The following is a 20,278-nucleotide window of genomic DNA, read 5'->3' as shown; positions in this document are numbered from 1 at the left end:
CGATTGACGTGAGCATGCAACTCATCCTTCGGCCATGGCCTTATCAATATCACTTGCCGCTTTTCCAATAGTCTTCGATCTCGGCCGCCAGCGCCGCCCGGTCTGCTTTGCCCGCGAGATACTTTTGCATCGAAGCGCCGAGCACCTTCCAATGATCGCCCGGCACGAAGTTCCCGGCGAACGGAAGCGCCTGGCCGGCATTGTTGTAAGCCTTGACGGCTTGGCCCAGGGAGTTGGCGGGCTCCATCGCGATATTTTGGAAGGCGGGAACGACGCGGGCCTTGTTCACCAGAAAATCTTGTCCCGCTTCCTCGTAGACAAGCCAGTCAAGGAATTTCTTCGCTGCCGCCTGCTGCTCCTCCGTGCTCTTTTCCTTATCGATAAAAATCTGCTTCGTCGCCCCGATCGCAATCGCCGAATTGGCCTTGTCGCCGGCATCGTTGCTGACCGGAACCGGGAGGAAGCCGAATTCGCCGTCCGGATTGGACTTCTGCAGCTCGCCGATAAGCCAGTTGCCGTTGAAGGTCATCGCCGCCTCTCCCTTGGCCACCGCCGAGGCGCTTTGTTCATAAGTGACAGCCATCGGATCATCCTTGCCCTTGTTATATTTCATCATCAAGTCGAAGGTGTCCAGCAAGCCGTTGAACGCGGCATTGTCGGCGAGCGCCGCCTGGCCTGCCTTCAATTCGTCCAAAAAAGCCTCAACGTCGCCGTCCGGCTGGGCCGCATACGCGAGAGCGAGGAAATGGTTCCCCAGCGACCAGTCCATGCTGCCGATCGTAATAGGCGCCGTCCCCGAAGCTTCGAGCTGACGGAACAGCTTCTCCAGAGCTCCGGCAGTATGAACCGCGCCCGGATCGAAGGAGCCGCCCAACGCCTTCTCGACGGCGGCCTTATTATAGATGAGTCCATACCCTTCCACGGCGAACGGAAAGGCGATCGTCCGGCCGTCCAGTTCATTCGGTTGCGCCAGATCGCGGACCCATTTCTCGGCGGACAGGTCGGCCGCCTTGTCCTTGAACTTGGCAATATCGCCCGCGTCAAGCATCGCCAGCGTCGCAGGCGTGCCTGCCGCGTACAGGGCGGATGCCCGCTCCACCGGAGACTGGGCTTCCGTCGTCGAGATGACTTCGACCGTAATGCCCGGATTGGCCTCCCTGAATTGGGCGGCTGCGGCATTCATCTCCTGCTGAATCTCCGCCTTCGAGTTCAAGAAGGTGATCGTGACCGCCTGGCCGTCCTCTCCGGACTTCCCGCTTTCGCCGCCGTCCTTCCCGCAAGCAGCGGCCACCGTGGCGCACATCAGCACTGCCAGCGCCAAGACCATGAACCGTGATTTCTTCATAAAGCTCATCCCCCCATGTCTTCTTGCCTATTTTTGGTTGCGCTTTCAAGGCGATTATATATGACAACCGATTGACATGTCAACCGATTGTCATATCGGCGTAAATAAAAAGCCGTATCTTGGTGATATGGCCTCTTGTCAGCAAGTCTTTCGCTCCACCAGCGTTACCGGAACGATATTTTCCAGCGGCACCTTCTCTCCCTGAATCAGCTTGTTGATCAGATCGACCGCCAATCTGCTCATGGCCTCCAGCGGCTGCCGAATGGTCGTCAATTCCGGTTCCACCAGCGAAGCAAGCGAAATATCGTCGTAGCCGATCAGCTTCATCCGCTCCGGCACCTTGATCCCGAGCGAAGAGCACACCTTCATCACATGAACGGCAATAATATCGCTGCTGGCGAACAGCCCGTCTATTTCCGGCTCCCTCTCCAACAAGCGCCGAATCATGCTCTCGTAGCCCGAGCTCTCGAACACATCGGTGCCAAGCTCAATGACAATCGGTTCAAGCGCATGCTTCCGCAGCGTGTCAAGAAATCCTTCCAAGCGCCGGTTGCCCAGCATATCCAGGCCCAAATTGCCCGAAATATGGGCGATTCGCCGGCAGCCCCTGTCGATCAGCAATTGCGCGGCCAACACGCCGCCTTGATAGTTGTCGGACGATATGTACGGAATATCCGCGATCTGACGGTCGAAGGTGATAACCGGCTGCCGCAGCTTCTCGTACTCCTGCACGTCGAGCGTATGGCTCCCCATAATCATGCCGTCCACCCGATGGCTTTTCAGCATATTGATGTATTCCTTCTCCTTCACCCGATCAAGGCGGGAATTGCACAGCAAAATCTTATAGCCCAGCGAAAAGGCGTAGGTCTCGATATAATTCGTCATCTCGGCGAAAAAGGGGTGTGCGATCGTCGGAATAATGAGGCCCAGCATCATCGATCGCTTCCTTGACAGCGATCGGGCGATCTCATTCGGCCGGTATTGCAATTCGTCCATCACGCGATATACCTTGTCTCTCGTCTCTTGGCTAATATAACCGCGGTTATTCAATACGCGGGACACGGTCGTGACGGTCACGCCAGCCTTCTCCGCCACATCTTTAATCGTCGGCATGAGGCTTCCTCCTTCCTCCTGATTATGAATTAACATTAATCCATAATCGGCTGCAACACAAGCCTTCCCCTGACCGGCTGCACAATGGGACAGTCCCTTCCTCGGAAGAGACTGCCTTCAAGTGCGGCCAGCCGACAATGGCAGCGTCCCGCTTCATGCCTCGCCATACCGCAGAGGCTGGCCCGCTATGGGGGCAGCGCCCCGTTCGGCTCCAGCGGGGGCTCGAGCACGAGAGCCGCTTCGCTCTCTCGCATAAGCCTCGATCCTTGACCGTGACGTCAGGCTCCAATCTCTTCGTCGCTGTTGATCGGCAGACGCCTCAACGGATTTCTGTAGACCGCCCTCCAGCGCGAAAAAGCCGGAACCCGGGATCCCTGTCCCCGTTCCGGTTTCTTCCCGTTGCGCGGAGCAGCCGGGCGTGCATCCCTCCCGATGCCGCACACGCTCCGCGCTGATTTATTTCCGAATCAAATCCACCCATGCCGAATCGTAAAACTCAACCTTCTGCAGCCACAGCCCCAGCATATAAGCGACCGAACGAACAGGGACATAGAGCTGGCCGTCACGCAGCTCCGGCGCTTCCGGCAGGTCGATCTCCAGACCGCCTACGGTCGCCTTCTTGCTGTTCAGCTCGATCTGTGTCACAGCTCCCGTAATATCGTCGACGAGCGAGAGCTTCGTCTTGCTGTCCCAGGTCAGCGACGCATCGAACTGCTCCGCCACATGGCGCAGCGGAACCATTAACGTCCCGTTCTTGACATACGGCTGCGGCATCTCATCCCAACCGTATGTATCCGCTCCCGGCTCAGGCATCAGCAGGCTTGCCGTTCGCGCGGTCGCTCCCGACTGCTTCAGCCACTGGCGCGCCAGCGATCCCGATTCGAAATGCCGCAGCCATTTGCCTGGCGTCATCTCCGGATCATCCAGCGCGACCGCATTCGTCATATCCATCTCATCCGCCTTGACGTCCTCGTTCAAGCGGCCCATCTCCGAAGTCTGACGAATCGTGATGGCGGAGAAGGGCGCGTCCGCCGGCGACGGGAGCGCGATCGTAAGCTGCATCTTGGATTTGCGGATATTCAAGTCCCCGTCGGCATACAGATCCAGGACCAGCTTCGTCGCCGGACTGAGCAGCGCGTCCGCACCCGGAGCGTGTGCCGGCAAGTCTTTTTCCATCTGCTCCAGCTCGGCCAGCAGCTCCGGCGCGTATTCCATGAACGATTCGTATAAGGACAACCCGATTGCTTCGCCTTCGTTGAGCGCATCAGGCAGCACGTCCTGATCCGGCGGCATATTGTCCAGCCCCCCGGTGGCAGCCGGGTAGAGCAGGCGGCCTGCCGTTACGAACCACTGCTTCAGCCCCTCCTTGTCCTGCATCGCGGCTCGGATCAGCTCCTTCGCCCACGGCAGAAGCTCGTCGCCCCCGAATTCCAGATGCACCTGCTTCAACGCCAGGTCCTCCCCCAGCACCGGTTCCGTCACCGGCTTCACGGAGATGTCGCTCGGATTGGGCGCATATTTGCCGAACAGCTCCAACGCGAGGCGGCCGATGGCCCGCGATTCCTCTGTCGTAACTAGGGACGCTCCCCCGGACGAATCCCCATCTTCGGAAATGATGATCGGAGCCGCCGCCCCTTCGATCCAGGCGGCGACCGCCCGATCCTTCAAGCTCAGCCGGAACGGAAGCTGGCGGCCCGCCGCCTTGAACACGCCTTCCATCGACATGCGCTGGTCATTTTGCACCTTCGTCTCGACCGTTAATTCAGCCCCGTCGATCATTTGCAGCGCTGCCGCATCTACCGCCGGCACCTCGTGGTTCGCAGCTTCGATCTCAATCGAGACCGTCTGCTTCCCTTCATAAGACGCGACCTCCATCTGCTTCAGCAGCAGCTTCGGCACATCCAGTCCGCCGATTGGCTGACAGCCTGCCAATACAAGCAGGAGAGCCGCCAGACCCGCGCATATCCATTGCCTCCCTCTCACTTTTCCTCTCCCCTTCCATTCAGGACCTTCCATTCAGGAAAAAATTTACCCCGCTTTCATTATGACGACCGAAGGGAAATGTGTAAAGGCAATAATCCGGCATGCGCTGATGCGGCATCGCCCGCTTGCTCAACAAGCGGCTGGACACGGATACAGGCCCCGGTCATTGCAGGGCAGCGCCGCCTTCCGGGGCTTAGCGTTCTACCTCTTTGGTCATAGAGCAGAAAAATATACCTGGCTGAAAGCCTGCTCCACTCCTCCGCCGAAACAAGCTTGTCGCTTATGGGGAACAGCGCGAGCGAAAGCTTAAAGGTAACGAGCGAATCCCGGGATGCTAACGGGCATGTCGAGGTTTCCGTCAACTGGAATGAGTTATAAACAGGACATTTTGACGCGGCCAGCCCCCGGGTAAGGTGGTAAGGTTGCAGCGAAGGAGCTGTCCCATAAGTCGTTTTTCAGCTGCGGCGGACAGTCCCGCCCCTGCTTCTCACAGCGAAGCGGCTGAGAAAACTGTAAATATACAGTTTTCCTTAACGGCGCGTGCTCCGTTACGGGAGTTCCTGCAAAACTGCATCAATTTCACATTATTCAATAGATGAAAGCCAAAAATCGGCGAAAATAATGTACTTTTGCAGGAATTTGCTCAAATATCGCCCCAAGCAGCGTAAATTGCTGCAGCCACGCAGGATTTCACCGCCTCATCCGTCTTCACATCCGCCCTGACCGTATGCCGCATGAAGGCAGGGGCCTGTCCTCGTCTTCCGCAGAAAGGCTGGCGGCGATCTCCCGTCTTCCACAGGAAGTTAGTGTCCACCCTTCGTCTTCCGCAGGAAGACATCGTCCCATCTTTCGTCTTATGCAGGAAGACATCGTCCCATCTTCGTCTTCCAAAGGAAGACGGCGCCCCATCCTTCGTCTTCCACAAGAAGACAGTGTCCCATCTTCGTCTTCCACAAGAAGCAGGCGGCCTGTCCTCCGTCTTCCGCAGCTCTGCCCGATTCCCCTTTTTCCCGCCTAACCTTCTCTGCCGATCCGTTATCCCACTCATATGCAATGCCTGCCTATGCCCCCCTTCCATCTTGCTCTCTCCTGCTCTCCTTACTCCTGCCGGTCTCACGCGAAGAAGGTCAGCAGCTGATTCACGGATAAATAGAGGAGCCAGAGAGAGGCGAGCCCCGCGAGGACATTCATGAACCAGCCGTTCGTGCGGCTGCCGAGCACCTGTTTGTTGTTGCCGAGCAAGAGCAGCACGATAGCGATAAGCGGCGCTCCAAGCGCCGTCGTCGCTTGGGCCATAATAATCAATTGAATCGGATTGGCCTCGGCCAAAATCGCGATCAGCGCGCTCCCCGCCAGCAGCAGGGAAGTGAATATTTTAACGCTCTTGTCATTCAGCGTGCGGCCCCAGCCGAAGCCGTCCGACAGCAGCATTCCCCCCAAGACGGCGTTCGCGATGAAGGAAGAGAAGGAAGCCGCGAACAGACCGAGGAGGAACAGCCATTTCGCCAGCGGTCCAAGCAACGGCTCCAGTTGGATGGCCATATCAAGGGCGCTCTGCACCTGAATGCCTTGGGGGGCGAGCACGGCCGCCGACGTAATCATAATGATGAGGGTCAGGCCGCAGAGGACCGCGATCCCGACGACGGCGCTGGCATTGCTCTTGCGCAGATCTTGCGGCTGCCAGCCTTTGCCCTGAACCATATAGGCTTGCCCGGCTGCTCCGGCAATGCTGAAGCTGGTCGCCGAGATGGCAATGACCAGCCCCCAGATGGCAGGCGGGGAAGGCGCGAACCCTGCGGCCAGCGCGCCCAGGTCCGGCGATATGCGGAACAGATTCCCGATGAAGGCGATGATCATCAGGATGACCATCAGCATCATCACCTTTTCCAATAGCTTGTAGAAGTTGCTGGAGGTCCAAATACATGCGAGGGCGATCACGAGAAAAACGCTTGCCCACAAGGCGATGCCTCCGCCAAATGCGGTATCGAAGGCCAGGCCGATGCCAATATTGTTCCCGGTCTGGAAGCCGGCGGTGATCAGAAACACGCTCAGCCCGATGAGAATGGCCAGCCAGCGCCCGTACTGCCGCTGAACGATGAAGAGCAGCGAATCGCGGTTCAGGCAGCCGATCTTGCCGGCAATGACGGTGAACGCGGACATAAATACGGCAGCGATGACCAGCACCCACAGCACCGAGTATTGCATAAGCGCCCCGGCGCTGCTGCTGACCGTAATGCTCCCCGGACCGAGGACGGCCGCGGCGGTAATGAAGCCCGGGCCAAGAAGGAGCAAGCCTTTTCTCCATCTACGGCTTGGATTGCGGGCTGGATACAGCTCCGTGTCGAAATTGCTCATCAACTCCACCTCCCAAAATATAAAGCGCTTACACGAATTATACTCGAGAGATTTTCCGATCAGCCGACTTTAAAATGTCTCTAATTCGATCCCTTTACACAAGATTGCAGGAAAAAAGCAGCCGGTCCATGAATGAACATGAACCCGCTGCCTTCCTTCCGGCGTCGGCCCTCTGCACCCTTATGTACTACAGCTTCATCCGGTAGATCGCCTTATTCTCCAGACCGCGGATGAACGGCGTCCACTCCTCCGTCTCCGGCGTCGTGTCCAGCGCATCCTCGACCATCTGAAGCTTCGCGTCGAGCGCGTCGATATGATGGAGCGCCACCGCCTCCGGCGTCTGAGGCTGCACCGGGCTGCCCCATTCTCCCAGATTATGATGCGAGAGCACGAGATGCTGCAGGCCAAGCACCTTCGGCGAGTCGAGATCGATGTCGAGCCGCAGGGCAGCCTCCGTAATCCAGTTCGATGCCATCGAGATATGGCCGACCAGCTTGCCCTGAACGCTGTATTCCGATACGATGCCGAGCTGGGCCACCATCTCCTCCGGCTTCGCGATATCGTGAAGTATGATGCCTGCCTTCAGCAGATCCGGATTCAGGAACGGCCGCTGCCGGCACAGAAAATCCCCGATTTCCAGCATGCGGACCATATGATAGGCCAACCCGGCGAAATAGGCATGATGATGGGTTTTCGCCGCCGGGTAGTGCATCAGCTTCTCCTCCACCTTGCCGACGCAGAAGCTGACAAGCGCGCGAATCTCTTTATCGGAAATGCTGGCGATGGCCTGCTTGATCGCATGAATCAGGTCGATGGGGCGGATCGGCGCCGAGCGGATGAAATCGGTCAGCGTCACCCCGTCCTCCTCGCTCGCCGGCCGGATTTGCAGGATTTTCACCTGAAGCCTCTCCCGGTAGGTCTGCACGATGCCGCGCACCTTCACGAGCCCCATCGGGAAAAACGTCTCCTTGTCGGTCGGCGAAGCATCCCAGTATTTAGCAGGGAGCTGCCCGGTCGCATCGCACAGGACGATGTCCAAATAGTCTTTCGGCGGATTGCCGTTCGTCTGCTTGACCTCCAGCTCCTTCAACAAATAAAAGCCGATAAACTCGTCCTGATTCGTCAGTTGCTTGATTAATGTCACGTGATAAGTTCCTCCTTGCCTTGATACCTATATTATACAACGAGTTCACCGCGGCGGGCGGGATCAAATGGAACACGCTTCTATTCCCGTTGCGGCAAGGGCGGCTGCCAGCACAAAAACGACCTTCTCCGCGCATGGCGGAAAAGATCGCTCTCTGCTTGCAGCGAGTGCATTGGGATGATGCATTCAGCTGCGCCCTGGACTCTGTTTTCTTCCGTGTCATCTCTCTTGACCTCCGGCCTTAGCCGCCTGCGACCGGCTTGACCGGGATATGAATCCGAATGATGGAGTCCTCATGCTCCGTTCCGCAAAAGTCTTCTCCATACTGTTCGAAATCGTCGCGATCGTCCAGCTCCCAGGCAGCGGCTGGCAGCCATGTGCCCCAAATGTACTCGTAGCTGCTGCGCAGCAAGGAGGTTGGACCTTGGTGGCGGAACACCGCGTACAAGCCGGAGGGAATGACATAGGCGGCCATCCCTGGCGGCGGCGTCCCGTCTCCGGCCGCCTGGAAGCCGACGAATTGCCCGAACACCGTCTCCTCGCTCAGATCATGCACGGGCATGGCCCCCAGTGCCTGACAGATGCCGTAAGCCGTCGAACCCAAGCTCCCGGCCGGGGCCTCCCGGCGATGCCGAAGCAATTCCGACCACATGTCCGGGATATGATTGTCGCGCAGGTTGCTGTGGCCCTGAAATCCGAAGACCGTAATGCTCCGCTCCAGCTCGACGATCTCCGGTTCGATGGCGATGCTGCTGACGCGATGCCTCAGCCGCGGGCCGATCAGCGCTCCTTTGCTGTTGACGACCGGCCGGATCCCCTTGCGGCGGAAGGCTTGCGGGGAGAGGCCGAACACCTTTTTGAAGGCGCGGCTGAAGGCTTCATGCGACTCGAATTGATAATCGACGGCGATATCCAGTATCGGCCGCCGCGTTCCCATCAGCTCCAGCGACGCTTCCGTCAGTCTCCGCTTGCGGATATAATCTCCGATCGTCTCCCCCGTCATCGCATGGAACATACGGTGGAAGTGGTAATAGGAGACATGGACATGCCGGGCCACCTCGTCCGCGTGCAGCGGTTCCTTCAGATGGGTCTCGATATAATGGACCGCGCTTTCGATGATGGAATGTTTCATTTCTGATCCTCCGTCATCCGTTCATTGGTTCATGGGTTCCGTCCTCCTGCTTAGCCGTGCCTCTTCCGCCGCAACGGCCGGGCGAACATCCGGGCCGGGGGCCAGCCTCCTCGCCGCCGCAGGCTGGCCAAGGGGCGGGAGGCTGCCGCATCGCATCAGACCAGCTGCCAGAAGCCGGGCTCCGGATCGCGATGCTCCATCCGCACCTTCACCTGCTCCAGCGGGAACGGTTCCCCGATACGCACAGTATACCATGGATTCTGGAGCGGCGAGCCGAAGCAGACATCCAGCGAGCGTTCGTCCAGATCGAACAGCATTGAATAGAGCGTGCCGAACCATTGCCGGTAATTGTGCACGGTCAGTCCATGCGGATATTCCCGCTGTACCAGCCCGCGCAAGTCATCCTTGCCGATCGGCGCGCTCCCTCCGAGCGCCTCGTTCAACAGCTCGTGGCGGACGACGGAGTGATGCAGCCGGCGCGGCTCCAGCCGGGCGACTTCCGGGAACAGCGGATGGTTCGTCGCCGTAACATAAGACTCTGACGTCCCGTCCGCTTCCTTGACCGACACTACGCCGTCGAACGTCTCCAGCAGCGCGGCATGTCCCGACGCGTCGGCGATAATCAGATTCATGTTCGATGCAATCGGCATCTCGCGTATGGCGGCGACCGCCTCCGCAACCGTCCGGCAGCGTTCGAGCGCCGTGCGCACGACCGCCCAGAACTGCAGGCCGCTCGCCTTCGCCGGCCGCATGCCCTCCATATGGCCGACCGGCTGGCCGCAGGCCGAGAAGGTGACGCACAGCCCGTGCTCGTTCATCCCTTCCGTTCGTCCGAACAGAAGGGTCGAGAACCCGATATGCCGGTACCGCCCGTGAATCGCGGTATCGCAGAGCCGCATGTCGGCAAGCTCCGGGGACAGATCGTAATTGCGCAGCACATAGGTCCGCCCGCCGCTCGTCTTCCCGGGCAGGACGGCGCAGTGGCTGCAGCCCGCCTGAATATCGGTCCCCGCATAGTAGACCATCCGGCCCGGCTCGACTCCAAGCTGCTCGGCCGCCCCGAGCAGTTCGTCATTGATGCCGGGGCAATAGTCGTCCAGCAGCCGCATCGTCTCCCGCAGCCGCGCTTCCGGCAGCGGTTCCGGAAGGACGAGCATCGGCATCCATGCCGGATGCTCCGCCGCGAATCGTCCCTGCTGCCGGCCCGCCTCCCGGCTCGTGCCCTCCACATTCACAAAATACCCCGTTTTCTCTTGCATCTGCTACCCTCTCCTTTACATCTCCTGACTCGTTCCCATCCATCGTACCAAGCTACGGAAGGACACATTTGATAGTTATTGCGCTTTTCGCCGCAAAGACCAGCGCGCGAACTTTGCAGGAACTTTTCCCCAAGTGCGCCGTAATTCCGGTATACTGGAAATAGACTATCGGTGAGAGACAACGGGAGGGTTCAACGTGCAAAATGCGCTGCGCATTATGATGCTTTTGCTGGTCATTATCATATCCGCCGTTCCGGGTACGGCAAGGGCGGGGGCAATTCCGCCCAAAGACGGGCTGGTTCAGGATACCGCGCAGATACTGTCCAAGACATCGGCCGCTTCCATCGAGAAGGCGGCCCGAGGGAAGCTGTACACCTTCTACCTGCTGACCGTGGACAGCTTGGATGGAACGGCGCCGGCCGACTATGCCAATGACGTGTACGAGCAATGGGAACTGGGAGCGGATGACATCCTCCTCCTCGTCTCCAAGCAGGAGCGGCGGGTCGAGATGAACTTCAACAATCCTTCCCTTCAGGCCGCAATCGACGCCAAGGCGGGCATTCGCGGGGACGCGGCGGCCAGTCTGGCCTCATGGCTGGATACGCACTTCATTCCGAAGGCGAAGGAGGGCGATTTCGCCGCTGCTTCCGTCTCGGTGATGAAGGCGACGCATGCCTTGAAGCCGCAGGCGGCTGCCGGAAGCAAGCCGGACGCCACGCAGGGTTCAAAGCAAGGAGGAGCCGCCCATACAGCAGGGAGCTCCTCCCAGCCCGCTCTCGTCCAGGACAAGGCGCGCATGATCCCGAAGGAGTCTCTGCCTGCCGTGAAGAAGGCGGCGCAGGGAGAGGGATACACGTTCCGCCTGGTGACCGTCGATAGCTTCAAAGGCGCGGCGCCGGAAGCATACGCGAACAAGCTCTACCGGGAACTCGGGTTAGGGGCCGATGACATTTTGCTTCTCCTTTCCAAGAAAGAGCGGCGGGTGGAGATGAATTTCAACAACCCCGCCCTTCAGGACAAAATCGATGCCGAGACCGGCATCCGCGGCGACGTGCCGGGCAGCCTGAAAGCCTGGCTGGACGCTCACTTCATACCGAAGGCGGAGGAAGGCGACTTTGCCGCGGCGTCCATCTCGTTGATGAAAGCGACGCATGCCTTGAAGGGGCCGGCGCCCGCCGCGGGCGAGACCGAGCCGAACGGGACGCAAGATGGACCTCTGGAGGAGCCAGCCCCTGTCAGGAGAGGGATAACGCCGGCGGCGCCCCTCTCCATCGACTGGCAGCTGGTGCTGCTGTGGGCAGGCGGGCTGCTCGTCCTCGCCGTCGCCGGCGAGCGCGGGGAGCTGTGGATCCGGCGGCGGCTGATCCTCCGGCGCCAGCCCGCATTGATGGTGCGGGTGAACCAGGCGCTGGAGAAGAACAAAATCTACCTCGACCTGTCCCAGGGCGAGACGCAGCATACGGCCAGGGCGGCGGATCGGGAATTGGCGGACATTCTCATCTGGCTGAACGCCCGGCAGCAGGAGCTCAAGGCCATGCCGAAGCGGCAATGGCTCATGCCGTCCCTCCGCAAGCAGGTTGCGGCCGCGGCCGCCGAGCTGAAGGAGCGCACGGCGGAGGCGGAACGGCATGTCGCCGCGATCGGCCATATCGAAGAGCTGGACCGGACGTTGAAGCAGACGATTGCGGATGCGGAGGAGAGGCTGCGGGCCGCCGGCCGCGGCATCGCGGCGGAGAGTCAAGCGCGGGGCTGGACGCTGGATAAGCTCCGGCGGCGCTGCCAGGCGGTCGAGGCCGAGCTGGCGGAGAGCAAGCAGCTTGAGATTTTCGACCCGCTGGGCGCAGAGCACCGGGTCGAGCACGCCAATGAGGAGCTGCGCAGGCTGGAGAACGACATCGCAAGCATCGCCGAGCTGGCGGAGATCTACCGCCGGACTCCGCAGGAGATGGCGGAGAGCCGGGGGCGCGTCCAGGCTATCGCGCAGCAATTCCGTCTGAAGCTCGTGCGCATCGATCCGTACGGCAATATCGACCAGACGGGACAGATCAACGAGCAGATGCACGAGCTGCTGCGGCATGGGGATATCCCGGCGGCGATCCAGCGTGTCGAGCTGATGAGCCAATTGCTGGCCGACGCGGTGAACATGACGCAGCGGCAGGCGGATTTGCAGGTCAAGAATGCCAAGGACATCGCCGAGCTCAAATCGAGACTGGACGGTTACTTCCGCAAGGATCAGGAACTGTCCCAGGTGAATGGGCGCGTCCAGGCCGCCTACCGGACGAAGCATTGGGAGCAGCTCTGGCATCTGTATCGCGATAAATACCAGTCCCTGTCCGATATCGGGCCGGCGCTGGGCCAGGCCGAGTATTGGTCGGGCATCGATGTCCAGGAATACGACATGGCGCGGGAAGAGCTCGATCGGATGCTGCTGCGGCTGGCCGAGCTGGATCATGCCATCGAGCGGTATGAGCGCCAGGTAAGAGAGCTGGACAGCGCGCACAAGGAGGCGCTGCGGAGGCAGGCGGCCGGGGAAGCGGCCTTCGCCAAAGCCCAACGCATCCTCTCCCGCCAGCATCTTGCCCAGCTGTGGGGGGATCGGGAGCATCGTCTGGAGCGGCTGCAGTCCGGGCTCCGGAGCCTCGCCGCCGATCCGCCCTATGATGTCGGCCTGATGAACGAGATAAGCGGGGAATTCGTCGACGAAGCCAATGATTACTTGGGCGTCATTGAACGGGCCGCCGTACAGAAGCGCAATGCGGAACGGGAGCTTGATCGGTTGGACAGCCAATACCGGCGCGCATACTCCCGCGCGCGAAGCAAACTCAACGTCTCGCCGTATGATTCCCGCTTCGCTTCGATCCGCCGCGAGGCGGGCGATCTGATGCGGCGAGGAGCCTATGACGAAGCTGCGCGCACCGCAGCGGCCATGACCGGAATTATCGCTGCCATGGAATCGGCGTATAACGATGTGCTGCGGGAGGAGCGGCGGGCGGAAGAAGCGAGGCGGGCGGAAGCGCGCCGGAGAGAGGAAGCCAAGCGGGCGGAGGAACGCCGCAGGGAGGAAGCAAGGCGGGCCCAGGAGCGCAGGACGACGAATTCGTCCGGCGGCTCCGGTTGGGGAAGCGGCAGCTCCTCCTCCGGCGGTTCCAGCTGGAGCAAGAACAATAATTCCTCCGGCGGATCGAACTGGTAGATGCGGAGGAGCGGCAAGCCTCCCGGACGGGAAGCAAGGCTGCGCATCGGCGGGAAGGCCGGATGCGCAGCTTTTTTTGCCGGGGGGTGACGGGGCTCCCCTGGCCTATTTTCCGTTCAGAATCGTGCGCTCCAATTGCTCGGCGGACACCGGCGGGCTGAAAAAGAAGCCCTGAATGTCATCGCAGCCATTCTCGCTTAAATAATGAAGCTGGTCCTCCGTCTCGACCCCTTCGGCGATCACGCGCATATTTAAATGATGCGCCATCGAGATAATCGTCGCCACGATTGCCTTGTCATTCGGATTGCTCGCCACATCCTTCATGAACGAGCGGTCGATCTTCAGCTTGCGAATCGGGAACAGCTTCAAATAGCTGAGCGAGCTGTACCCCGTGCCGAAATCATCCATGCTGATATACACGCCGAGGGCCGTCAGCTCCTGCAAAATTTTCGTCGAGCGGGTGACGTCCATCATCATGCTTTCCGTAATCTCCAGCTCCAAAAATTCCGGCGCCAAACCGGTCGCTTCCAAAATGCCGCGAATCGTCTCGCAGAGATTGGACTGATGGAATTGCTGCGTCGACAGATTGACCGACACGCGGATTTTGGGCCCCCCGGCATCATGCCAGGCCCGCATCTGGCGGCAGGCCTCCCGCAAAATCCAGGCGCCCATCTCGTAAATCATTCCCGTCTCCTCCGCAATCGGAATAAAGACCGACGGATCGAGAAGGCCCTTGCGCGGATGGTTCCAGCGCACGAGCGCTTCCACGCCGATCAGTTCATTCTCCTTCAGCGTATATTGCGGCTGATAGTGAACGACCAGCTCTTGACGGGCCACCGCTTTGCGCAGATCATTCTCCAGCTCGATCTTCTCCTGCAAATGGGCGTCGAATGCCGCGGAATAGAACTGGTACGCGTTCTTGCCGTCCTTCTTCACTTCATACATCGCCTTGTCCGCATTGCGCAGCAATTCGGAAGCGGTCAGGCCATGATCCGGATAAATGGCGATGCCGATGCTCGTCGTCACAAAAAACTCGGTCCGGTTCAACTGGTATGGCAGCCGGATCTGCTCGATCATGCGCATGGCCAAATCGGCGGGATCATGCTCCGCATCCGCCGGACACAGCACGGCGAATTCATCTCCGCCCATCCGGGCGATGAAGCTGCTCTCCTCGCCGGCCGCCTTCAGCAGCCGGAAACTGACCATCTTCAAAAATTGATCGCCATAGGCGTGTCCCAGCGAATCATTGATCATTTTGAACCGGTCGATATCCAGCACCATGACCGCGAACCGGCTCTGCGCCTCCGCACCGAGCTCGAACCGCTCCTGCAGCCGCTGCTGCAGCATCCGGCGGTTCGGCAGCCCGGTCAGTTCGTCATGGAACGCCTGATGCTGGATTTTCTCATTCGATCGCTTCTCATAGGCTTCCAGCACGAGTTGCTGCTCCAGATTCAACAGCTTCGTAATCGATAAGCAGACCGTGAGCATTCGCTCCTTGTCGGGCAAATGACGGTTGAGCAAATGGATGAACGCATTTTGAAGGTTTTGGAACGCGCCCATGTACCAGCGGGTTTTCAAGCCGATTCGTTCATGGACGATCGCGATCCGCATCCGCTTTTCGATAAACTCCCGGTCGATCCGGCCGCTGAACATTTCGATCAAATGCTCCTTCAGCGTTTTTCGAAGCTTGTCGATTTGGCTGTGATCCATGATCAGTTTTTTTAATATATCAATGCGCAGCACCGAAGCATAGAAAGAATCCACGATATCGTCGATATGCTCCAGCACGAGCGGGCGAATCGAGCGCACAATCTCCAGATCCTTTTCCGTCAGGTCGATCATGTTCATTTGCGCGGTTATTTTTTCATCTATTCGCAGCTGGGCGTCATCTGAATCCTTCCAAGATTGATCAAGCCAGAGCCCGCTGGCGCGGGAAACGGGACAGGAGCGATTCTGCAAGACGGCGTGCCTCCTTCTATAGGTAACGGACAGGCGGGTCATCCCATTGACGTCATCGTAAGTCCGAACTGCTTGCATAGTTCTTTTTCTCTTTATACCCTTTACCGGCTTCCTTGTCCATCGTTTTGTCATATCTCGTCGCAATATGTCATATCGCATGGAAAAGCGGCTGCCGAAGCAGCCGCCCCTCTCCCATTCGCGCCTCCAACCCGCGCGGCCGCGACGCGCCGGCGGCGGTTCTCTCCTGTCTGGCCCTCTTGCGGGCCGGTTAGAAGCCGAGCTTCTTCAGCCACTTCCCGCATTGGGCCGTCCAGCTGCCGACGTACGGGTCGGACACGGCCAGCCCTAATCCATGCGGCCCCTTGTCGTAGACATGCAGATCGAAGGGGACCGCCTTCCGGCTGAGCGACAAGGCGAACTGGAGACTGTTCTCGACCTTCACATCGTCCTCGGCCGTATGCCACAAGAAGGCAGGCGGCGTGTCTTCCGTCACATGGCGTTCGTTGGACAGCGCGTCGATAAGCTGCGGATCCGCATTAGGGCCGAGCAGATTCTCGCGCGAGCCGGAATGCCCGGTCTCGCCCATCGTGATGACCGGGTAGCAGAGCACCATCGCATCGGGGCGGCAGCTCTCCCGGTCGATCGGGTCGGCGGCATGCGGTGCGCCCAGGTCATAGCGGGTCCCTGCCGTAGAGGCGAGATGCCCGCCTGCCGAGAAGCCGAGAATGCCGACCCGATCCGGCCGGATGTTCCACGCCCGGGCTTGGCTGCGCACGAGGCGAATGGCGCGCTGGGCGTCGAGCAGCGGCGCCGGATGGCGGTAAGGGTGCACCCGGTAGTCGAGCACGAAGGCGTGAATTCCGAGCGAGTTCAGCCATTCCGCGACCGGGGCCCCCTCATGCTCCGCCTTGAAGCCGTATCCGCCTCCGGGGCAGATGATGACCGCCCCCGCAGGCTCCGAACCGCGCGCCGGGAAAAGGCAGAGAGCCGGTCCCGCTTCCGCCGCCTCCCCCATGGATAATGGCGCGCCTTGCGGCCATAGCAACATCCGATTCATCGTATGTCCTCCTTATGCAGCTTGTCGGATTCGCATCCTGCGCCAAGGATGGCGCGCGACGCTAGTATGAGCATGTCACGGGGCGCTCTTCATTGCAAGCGGCTGTGATCCTAAAAAACGCAAACCTCCGCAGGCGCATGTCTGCCTTCACGGAGGTTTGTGTGTTGACTGGCTTCTTTCGTTTCGGATTGTGGCTTAGATGGTAAATTTCTTCATTTCCTGATCCAGCTCTTTCATTTTGCCGCTCATTACCGCCGCGGAATCGGCGATCTCCTCCACAATGGCCAGCTGCTCCTCGGAGGAAGCGGCCACGCTCTGCGAGCTCTCGGAGGCGTTCTTCGCGATCTCGGCCAGGTTATCGAGGACCGCGGCTACCTGCTCGCTGCCGGCAGACATTTCTTCCGAAGCCGCGGACACTTCTTGAATTTGATCGGATACTTCCTGGATAGAATTCCATAAATTTTGGAAGGTCTCGCCGGCCACCTGCACGATCTGCGTCCCTTCCTGCACATCCGCCGCCGCCGATTCCATCGTGCCGGCCACATGTCTCGTGCTCGCTACGACGGATTGCAGCAGCTCCGCGATCTGCTCCGTCGATACCTTCGCTTGCTCGGCGAGCGATCGCACTTCCTTCGCGACGACCCCGAAGCCCCGGCCATGCTCGCCGGCGCGGGCCGCTTCAATCGAGGCGTTCAGCGCCAACAGATTCGTCTGCGTGGCAAGATTGCCGATGACCGACACAATCTGCTCGATCTCATTGGATTGCTCGGCCAGCTTCCGCACCATCGAGACCGACTCATTCACGGAAGAGTGAATGCTGTTCATCTGTGCGATCGTCTGCCGAACGACTTCATTCCCCTGCTTCGCGGCTTGAGCGGCCGCCACGCTGTATTCGGACACGTTCGATGCCGATTCCGCAATCCGCTGGATGCCGACAGCCATCTCGCCCATCGCGATCTTGCTCTCTTCCGTTCCCGTCAGCTGCGTCTCCGAACCGGACGCCACCTCTTGAATGGCGCTCGAGATCTCGTGCGTCGATTGGGCCGTCTGCTGAGAGATGACGGTCAGATGGTTCGAAGCCTCTGTCACGTGGCTTGTCGTCTCCTTCATGCTTCCGATCAGCTCGCGGATATCGGTTATCATCTCATTGAAGCTGGTTGACAGCATGCCGATTTCATCCCGCGAAGTAACCGGGATCTGGACCGTCAAATCGCCCTTGGCCGCCCGCTTGGCCAGCTGCGCCAACTCATTCAACGGACGGATAGTCTTGCGGATAAGCCACAGGATAAGGAGGATAAAAGCAATGCCGGTCACGGCGCCGACGGCTATATTTCTCCACATCATCTGATTTAGATCGTTATTTATTTTCGAATAGCTGAAGTCGATGCCCAAGAGCGCAATCGTTTTATTTTGTTTATCTTCAATCGGAGATAATATCGTAATCCATTCGCCCATCGAATCGGCGTATACTTTAGAGATACCGATACCATCATTCTTCATGTCATAATAAGCCTGGCGGAATTCTTCCGTCATCTCTACGTCGCTAAGCGGCTTGTTGCCATGTTCGATCATGTTATTATTCGCCTGGATGACCGACATAAACACTTTTCCTTCTTTTTCGATCAGTTCCGGCTTAATGAGATAGGTATTGGAAATATACCCCTCGCGAGTCATGCCCTCCAAATTCGTCTGGATCCAATCCATTTCTTGATCTTCCATATACTGGTCATAACTCATCATTTTCATTTTTTCCTGTGCCTTGGCAATGCCTTCGATCTCCAACGTAATTTGCTGATCAAGCGAAGTATGTACATTTAACAGCTCATCATAATAGATGCCTCGTTCGGAGATATAGGAAAAGCTGGTAAACACAACCGACATAATCGTAATCAGCGCGGACAGCACCAACACCGATTTAAATACTAAACTCTTGTTTCTCATGTGTTCGCCCCCTTAGATGTAAGCAGGAAAAATACGGGCGTCTCTCATCCAATATGAATCGGCGGTTAGATGGCCGTTTTACTATTTCCGTATTTCTTCCTCGTGAAAATCCATAAATATATATCGTGTTGATTCGACAAATATTTTAGATCAATCTATCTAAGACCTAATAATTGGGTAGTTAGACCTATAATTTACCATCTGTTCTGCCGAAAAAAAATGCATGGGGGCTATCCGCTGCCGCCATGCATGTCTGACACCATACATTTCTCTCGTGTTATTCCTCTTCCGCATTGATGTGCCTTTTCAGATTCAGGGCGACCTGCTCCAGCGTAACCCCTTCCAGTACGCGTTCCATTGCGGATTGCGCCTGGGCCGTGATGAGCTGCAGCACCGCTTCGATATTGGCGCCGACCGGACACTGCGGATTCGGATGCTCATGCATGCCGAACAATTCCCCTTCCTCGACCGCTTCCACGGCGCGGTACACATCGAGGAGCGTAATCTCGCCCGCCGGACGCACCAAGGCGGCCCCGCCCGTTCCGGGGCGGACCGCCACCAGACCGGCCTTCTTCAACTGGGAGGTCACTCTGCGAATGACCACCGGATTCGTGTTCACGCTACCGGCCAGCCATTCGGAGGTATGATGAGCTTGCGGCTCCAACGTCAGCAGGGACAGGATATGAACGGCCACACTAAACCGGCTGCTAATCTTCATTCGGCTCACCCTTTCATGCAACCATTATAGTTACAACTGGCGCTCATTGTCAATGCGGCCTCTTGCAGGCATGTCAAAGGCCGCCTCGCGAGGCGGCTCCAGACTGTCGACAAAGTCCGGTCGACAGTCTTTTTGTTAGGAATGGCGGGGCGGGGAAGGCAGAACAGCGTTAGGGCAAGCTGGTCTGCGCTTGCAGCGAGCTGGTCCCGCATGAGCTGGTCCCGCATGAAAATGCTGCACAGGCGCAGCATTTTTAGCCTTAAGAGGCGAAATTCCGGGAAAATCCTGCAAAACTGCAGCATTTCCCCACTTTGAACGCTCTCTGCGCCTTGCCGTGGAGGAATTGCTGTATTTTTGCAGCAATCCTATTTTTCGCAACCTCGTGTCAATAAAATTGCTGCTTTCTTGCAGGATTGGTAGAGCAAGATGATCAGAGGTGCGAGAAATGTTCCAGCTTTTGTGGAGCAAGGAACTAGAGTGGTGATACTGCAGCTTAGGCGGAGTGAATGACCCGGAGCTGCAGACGTTCTGGCCGGGAACGGCGCGTCAATCAAGCACGCCGTGCTTGCGGCGCAAAATGACATACAATCCCGCTACGATAAGCAGCATCGCGGCGAGCGAACTGCCCCCGGCAGCCCCGATCACCGTTCCGATGCCGAACAGAAGGAAGAAGATGACGGACATGCTGCCTAAAATATAAATAGGAATAAGAAGCCATTTGTTGCGGCCGCTGAACAGATAGAACTCGAACAAGCCGAAGGCTACGGCTAACGGGAAGCCCGGCCACATCCAGGACCATGCGTCGAACAGCATCGAGATCTGGCAGACGACTCCAGCCATGCACAGAATGCCGCCGGGAATAAGCAGCCCCGGCGCCCTTCCCCGGGTCATGCCGAAGTACATGACATGAAATAAAATGCCGAGCGGAATGACAAAAATGGCGGGCCAAAAATACCCGAACACGTATCCCGGATCACTTAGCCTCATTTCTCCGTTCTGCAGCATATGCATCAGAATGATCAGTGACCCTGCGGCAATGAGCAGCATGCCGCCGAAGCTTTGTTTTTGCAATGCGATCC

14 protein-coding genes are annotated in these 20,278 nt (G+C 58.5%); 1 reads left to right on the top strand and 13 read right to left on the bottom strand.

Annotation, left to right across the window (positions count from 1 at the left end):
* Nucleotides 1-49: 49 nt before the first annotated feature.
* From L6439_RS07980 to L6439_RS07945, 8 genes are all read right to left on the bottom strand, one after another.
* Nucleotides 50-1,345, bottom strand: coding sequence for an ABC transporter substrate-binding protein (locus L6439_RS07980; RefSeq protein WP_237096787.1), 1,296 nt, complete (start codon nucleotides 1,343-1,345; stop codon nucleotides 50-52).
* Nucleotides 1,346-1,483: 138 nt separating this feature from the next.
* A complete protein-coding gene (locus L6439_RS07975; RefSeq protein WP_213469022.1) occupies nucleotides 1,484-2,458 on the bottom strand; it encodes a LacI family DNA-binding transcriptional regulator in 975 nt (324 codons plus the stop codon).
* Between the two features lie 456 nt (nucleotides 2,459-2,914).
* A complete protein-coding gene (locus tag L6439_RS07970; protein WP_213469021.1) occupies nucleotides 2,915-4,441 on the bottom strand; it encodes a copper amine oxidase N-terminal domain-containing protein in 1,527 nt (508 codons plus the stop codon).
* A 643-nt stretch (nucleotides 4,442-5,084) separates the two neighbouring features.
* On the bottom strand, nucleotides 5,085-5,489 hold the full coding sequence (locus tag L6439_RS07965; protein WP_213469020.1) for a hypothetical protein: 405 nt from the start codon (nucleotides 5,487-5,489) through the stop codon (nucleotides 5,085-5,087).
* A gap of 65 nt (nucleotides 5,490-5,554) precedes the next feature.
* The gene (locus tag L6439_RS07960) at nucleotides 5,555-6,796 is read right to left on the bottom strand and encodes an NRAMP family divalent metal transporter (RefSeq protein WP_172879005.1); all 1,242 of its coding nucleotides are present in this window, start codon (nucleotides 6,794-6,796) and stop codon (nucleotides 5,555-5,557) included.
* Nucleotides 6,797-6,983: 187 nt separating this feature from the next.
* Nucleotides 6,984-7,940: a 3'-5' exoribonuclease YhaM family protein gene (locus L6439_RS07955; RefSeq protein ID WP_168181878.1), complete on the bottom strand. Its 957-nt coding sequence runs from the start codon at nucleotides 7,938-7,940 to the stop codon at nucleotides 6,984-6,986.
* 241 nt (nucleotides 7,941-8,181) lie between these two features.
* Nucleotides 8,182-9,072: a GyrI-like domain-containing protein gene (locus L6439_RS07950; protein WP_213469019.1), complete on the bottom strand. Its 891-nt coding sequence runs from the start codon at nucleotides 9,070-9,072 to the stop codon at nucleotides 8,182-8,184.
* A 155-nt stretch (nucleotides 9,073-9,227) separates the two neighbouring features.
* Complete coding sequence (locus tag L6439_RS07945) at nucleotides 9,228-10,331, bottom strand: C45 family autoproteolytic acyltransferase/hydrolase (RefSeq protein ID WP_213469018.1); 1,104 nt, start codon at nucleotides 10,329-10,331, stop codon at nucleotides 9,228-9,230.
* Between the two features lie 196 nt (nucleotides 10,332-10,527).
* Here L6439_RS07945 and L6439_RS07940 point away from each other — a divergent pair, with 196 nt between their 5' ends.
* Nucleotides 10,528-13,524, top strand: coding sequence for a TPM domain-containing protein (locus L6439_RS07940; protein WP_213469017.1), 2,997 nt, complete (start codon nucleotides 10,528-10,530; stop codon nucleotides 13,522-13,524).
* A 105-nt stretch (nucleotides 13,525-13,629) separates the two neighbouring features.
* Here L6439_RS07940 and L6439_RS07935 read toward each other — a convergent pair whose 3' ends face one another.
* From L6439_RS07935 to L6439_RS07915, 5 genes are all read right to left on the bottom strand, one after another.
* Nucleotides 13,630-15,372, bottom strand: coding sequence for a putative bifunctional diguanylate cyclase/phosphodiesterase (locus tag L6439_RS07935; RefSeq protein ID WP_168181882.1), 1,743 nt, complete (start codon nucleotides 15,370-15,372; stop codon nucleotides 13,630-13,632).
* 379 nt (nucleotides 15,373-15,751) lie between these two features.
* On the bottom strand, nucleotides 15,752-16,540 hold the full coding sequence (locus L6439_RS07930; RefSeq protein WP_213469016.1) for an alpha/beta hydrolase: 789 nt from the start codon (nucleotides 16,538-16,540) through the stop codon (nucleotides 15,752-15,754).
* Between the two features lie 195 nt (nucleotides 16,541-16,735).
* Nucleotides 16,736-18,481: a methyl-accepting chemotaxis protein gene (locus tag L6439_RS07925; protein ID WP_213469015.1), complete on the bottom strand. Its 1,746-nt coding sequence runs from the start codon at nucleotides 18,479-18,481 to the stop codon at nucleotides 16,736-16,738.
* 277 nt (nucleotides 18,482-18,758) lie between these two features.
* On the bottom strand, nucleotides 18,759-19,199 hold the full coding sequence (locus L6439_RS07920) for an Rrf2 family transcriptional regulator (protein WP_168181872.1): 441 nt from the start codon (nucleotides 19,197-19,199) through the stop codon (nucleotides 18,759-18,761).
* 546 nt (nucleotides 19,200-19,745) lie between these two features.
* Nucleotides 19,746-20,270 (bottom strand): hypothetical protein, encoded by a 525-nt coding sequence (locus tag L6439_RS07915; RefSeq protein ID WP_168181871.1) that lies wholly within the window; start codon nucleotides 20,268-20,270, stop codon nucleotides 19,746-19,748.
* Nucleotides 20,271-20,278: the final 8 nt, after the last annotated feature.

This window comes from Paenibacillus dendritiformis, from assembly GCF_021654795.1.
Lineage (GTDB): Bacteria > Bacillota > Bacilli > Paenibacillales > Paenibacillaceae > Paenibacillus_B.
Note: the sequence above shows the minus strand (reverse complement) of the source record. Positions and strands in the feature narration are given on the sequence as shown.

Bases quoted from the DNA above. Each gene is read 5' to 3' on its own strand.
- L6439_RS07945 (WP_213469018.1), bottom strand. From the start codon at position 10,331: ATGCAAGAGAAAACGGGGTATTTTGTGAATGTGGAGGGCACGAGCCGG.
- L6439_RS07950 (WP_213469019.1), bottom strand. From the start codon at position 9,072: ATGAAACATTCCATCATCGAAAGCGCGGTCCATTATATCGAGACCCAT.
- L6439_RS07925 (WP_213469015.1), bottom strand. From the start codon at position 18,481: ATGAGAAACAAGAGTTTAGTATTTAAATCGGTGTTGGTGCTGTCCGCG.
- L6439_RS07980 (WP_237096787.1), bottom strand. From the start codon at position 1,345: ATGAAGAAATCACGGTTCATGGTCTTGGCGCTGGCAGTGCTGATGTGC.
- L6439_RS07935 (WP_168181882.1), bottom strand. From the start codon at position 15,372: ATGAACATGATCGACCTGACGGAAAAGGATCTGGAGATTGTGCGCTCG.
- L6439_RS07965 (WP_213469020.1), bottom strand. From the start codon at position 5,489: ATGAGTGGGATAACGGATCGGCAGAGAAGGTTAGGCGGGAAAAAGGGG.
- L6439_RS07975 (WP_213469022.1), bottom strand. From the start codon at position 2,458: ATGCCGACGATTAAAGATGTGGCGGAGAAGGCTGGCGTGACCGTCACG.
- L6439_RS07920 (WP_168181872.1), bottom strand. From the start codon at position 19,199: ATGAAGATTAGCAGCCGGTTTAGTGTGGCCGTTCATATCCTGTCCCTG.
- L6439_RS07930 (WP_213469016.1), bottom strand. From the start codon at position 16,540: ATGAATCGGATGTTGCTATGGCCGCAAGGCGCGCCATTATCCATGGGG.
- L6439_RS07960 (WP_172879005.1), bottom strand. From the start codon at position 6,796: ATGAGCAATTTCGACACGGAGCTGTATCCAGCCCGCAATCCAAGCCGT.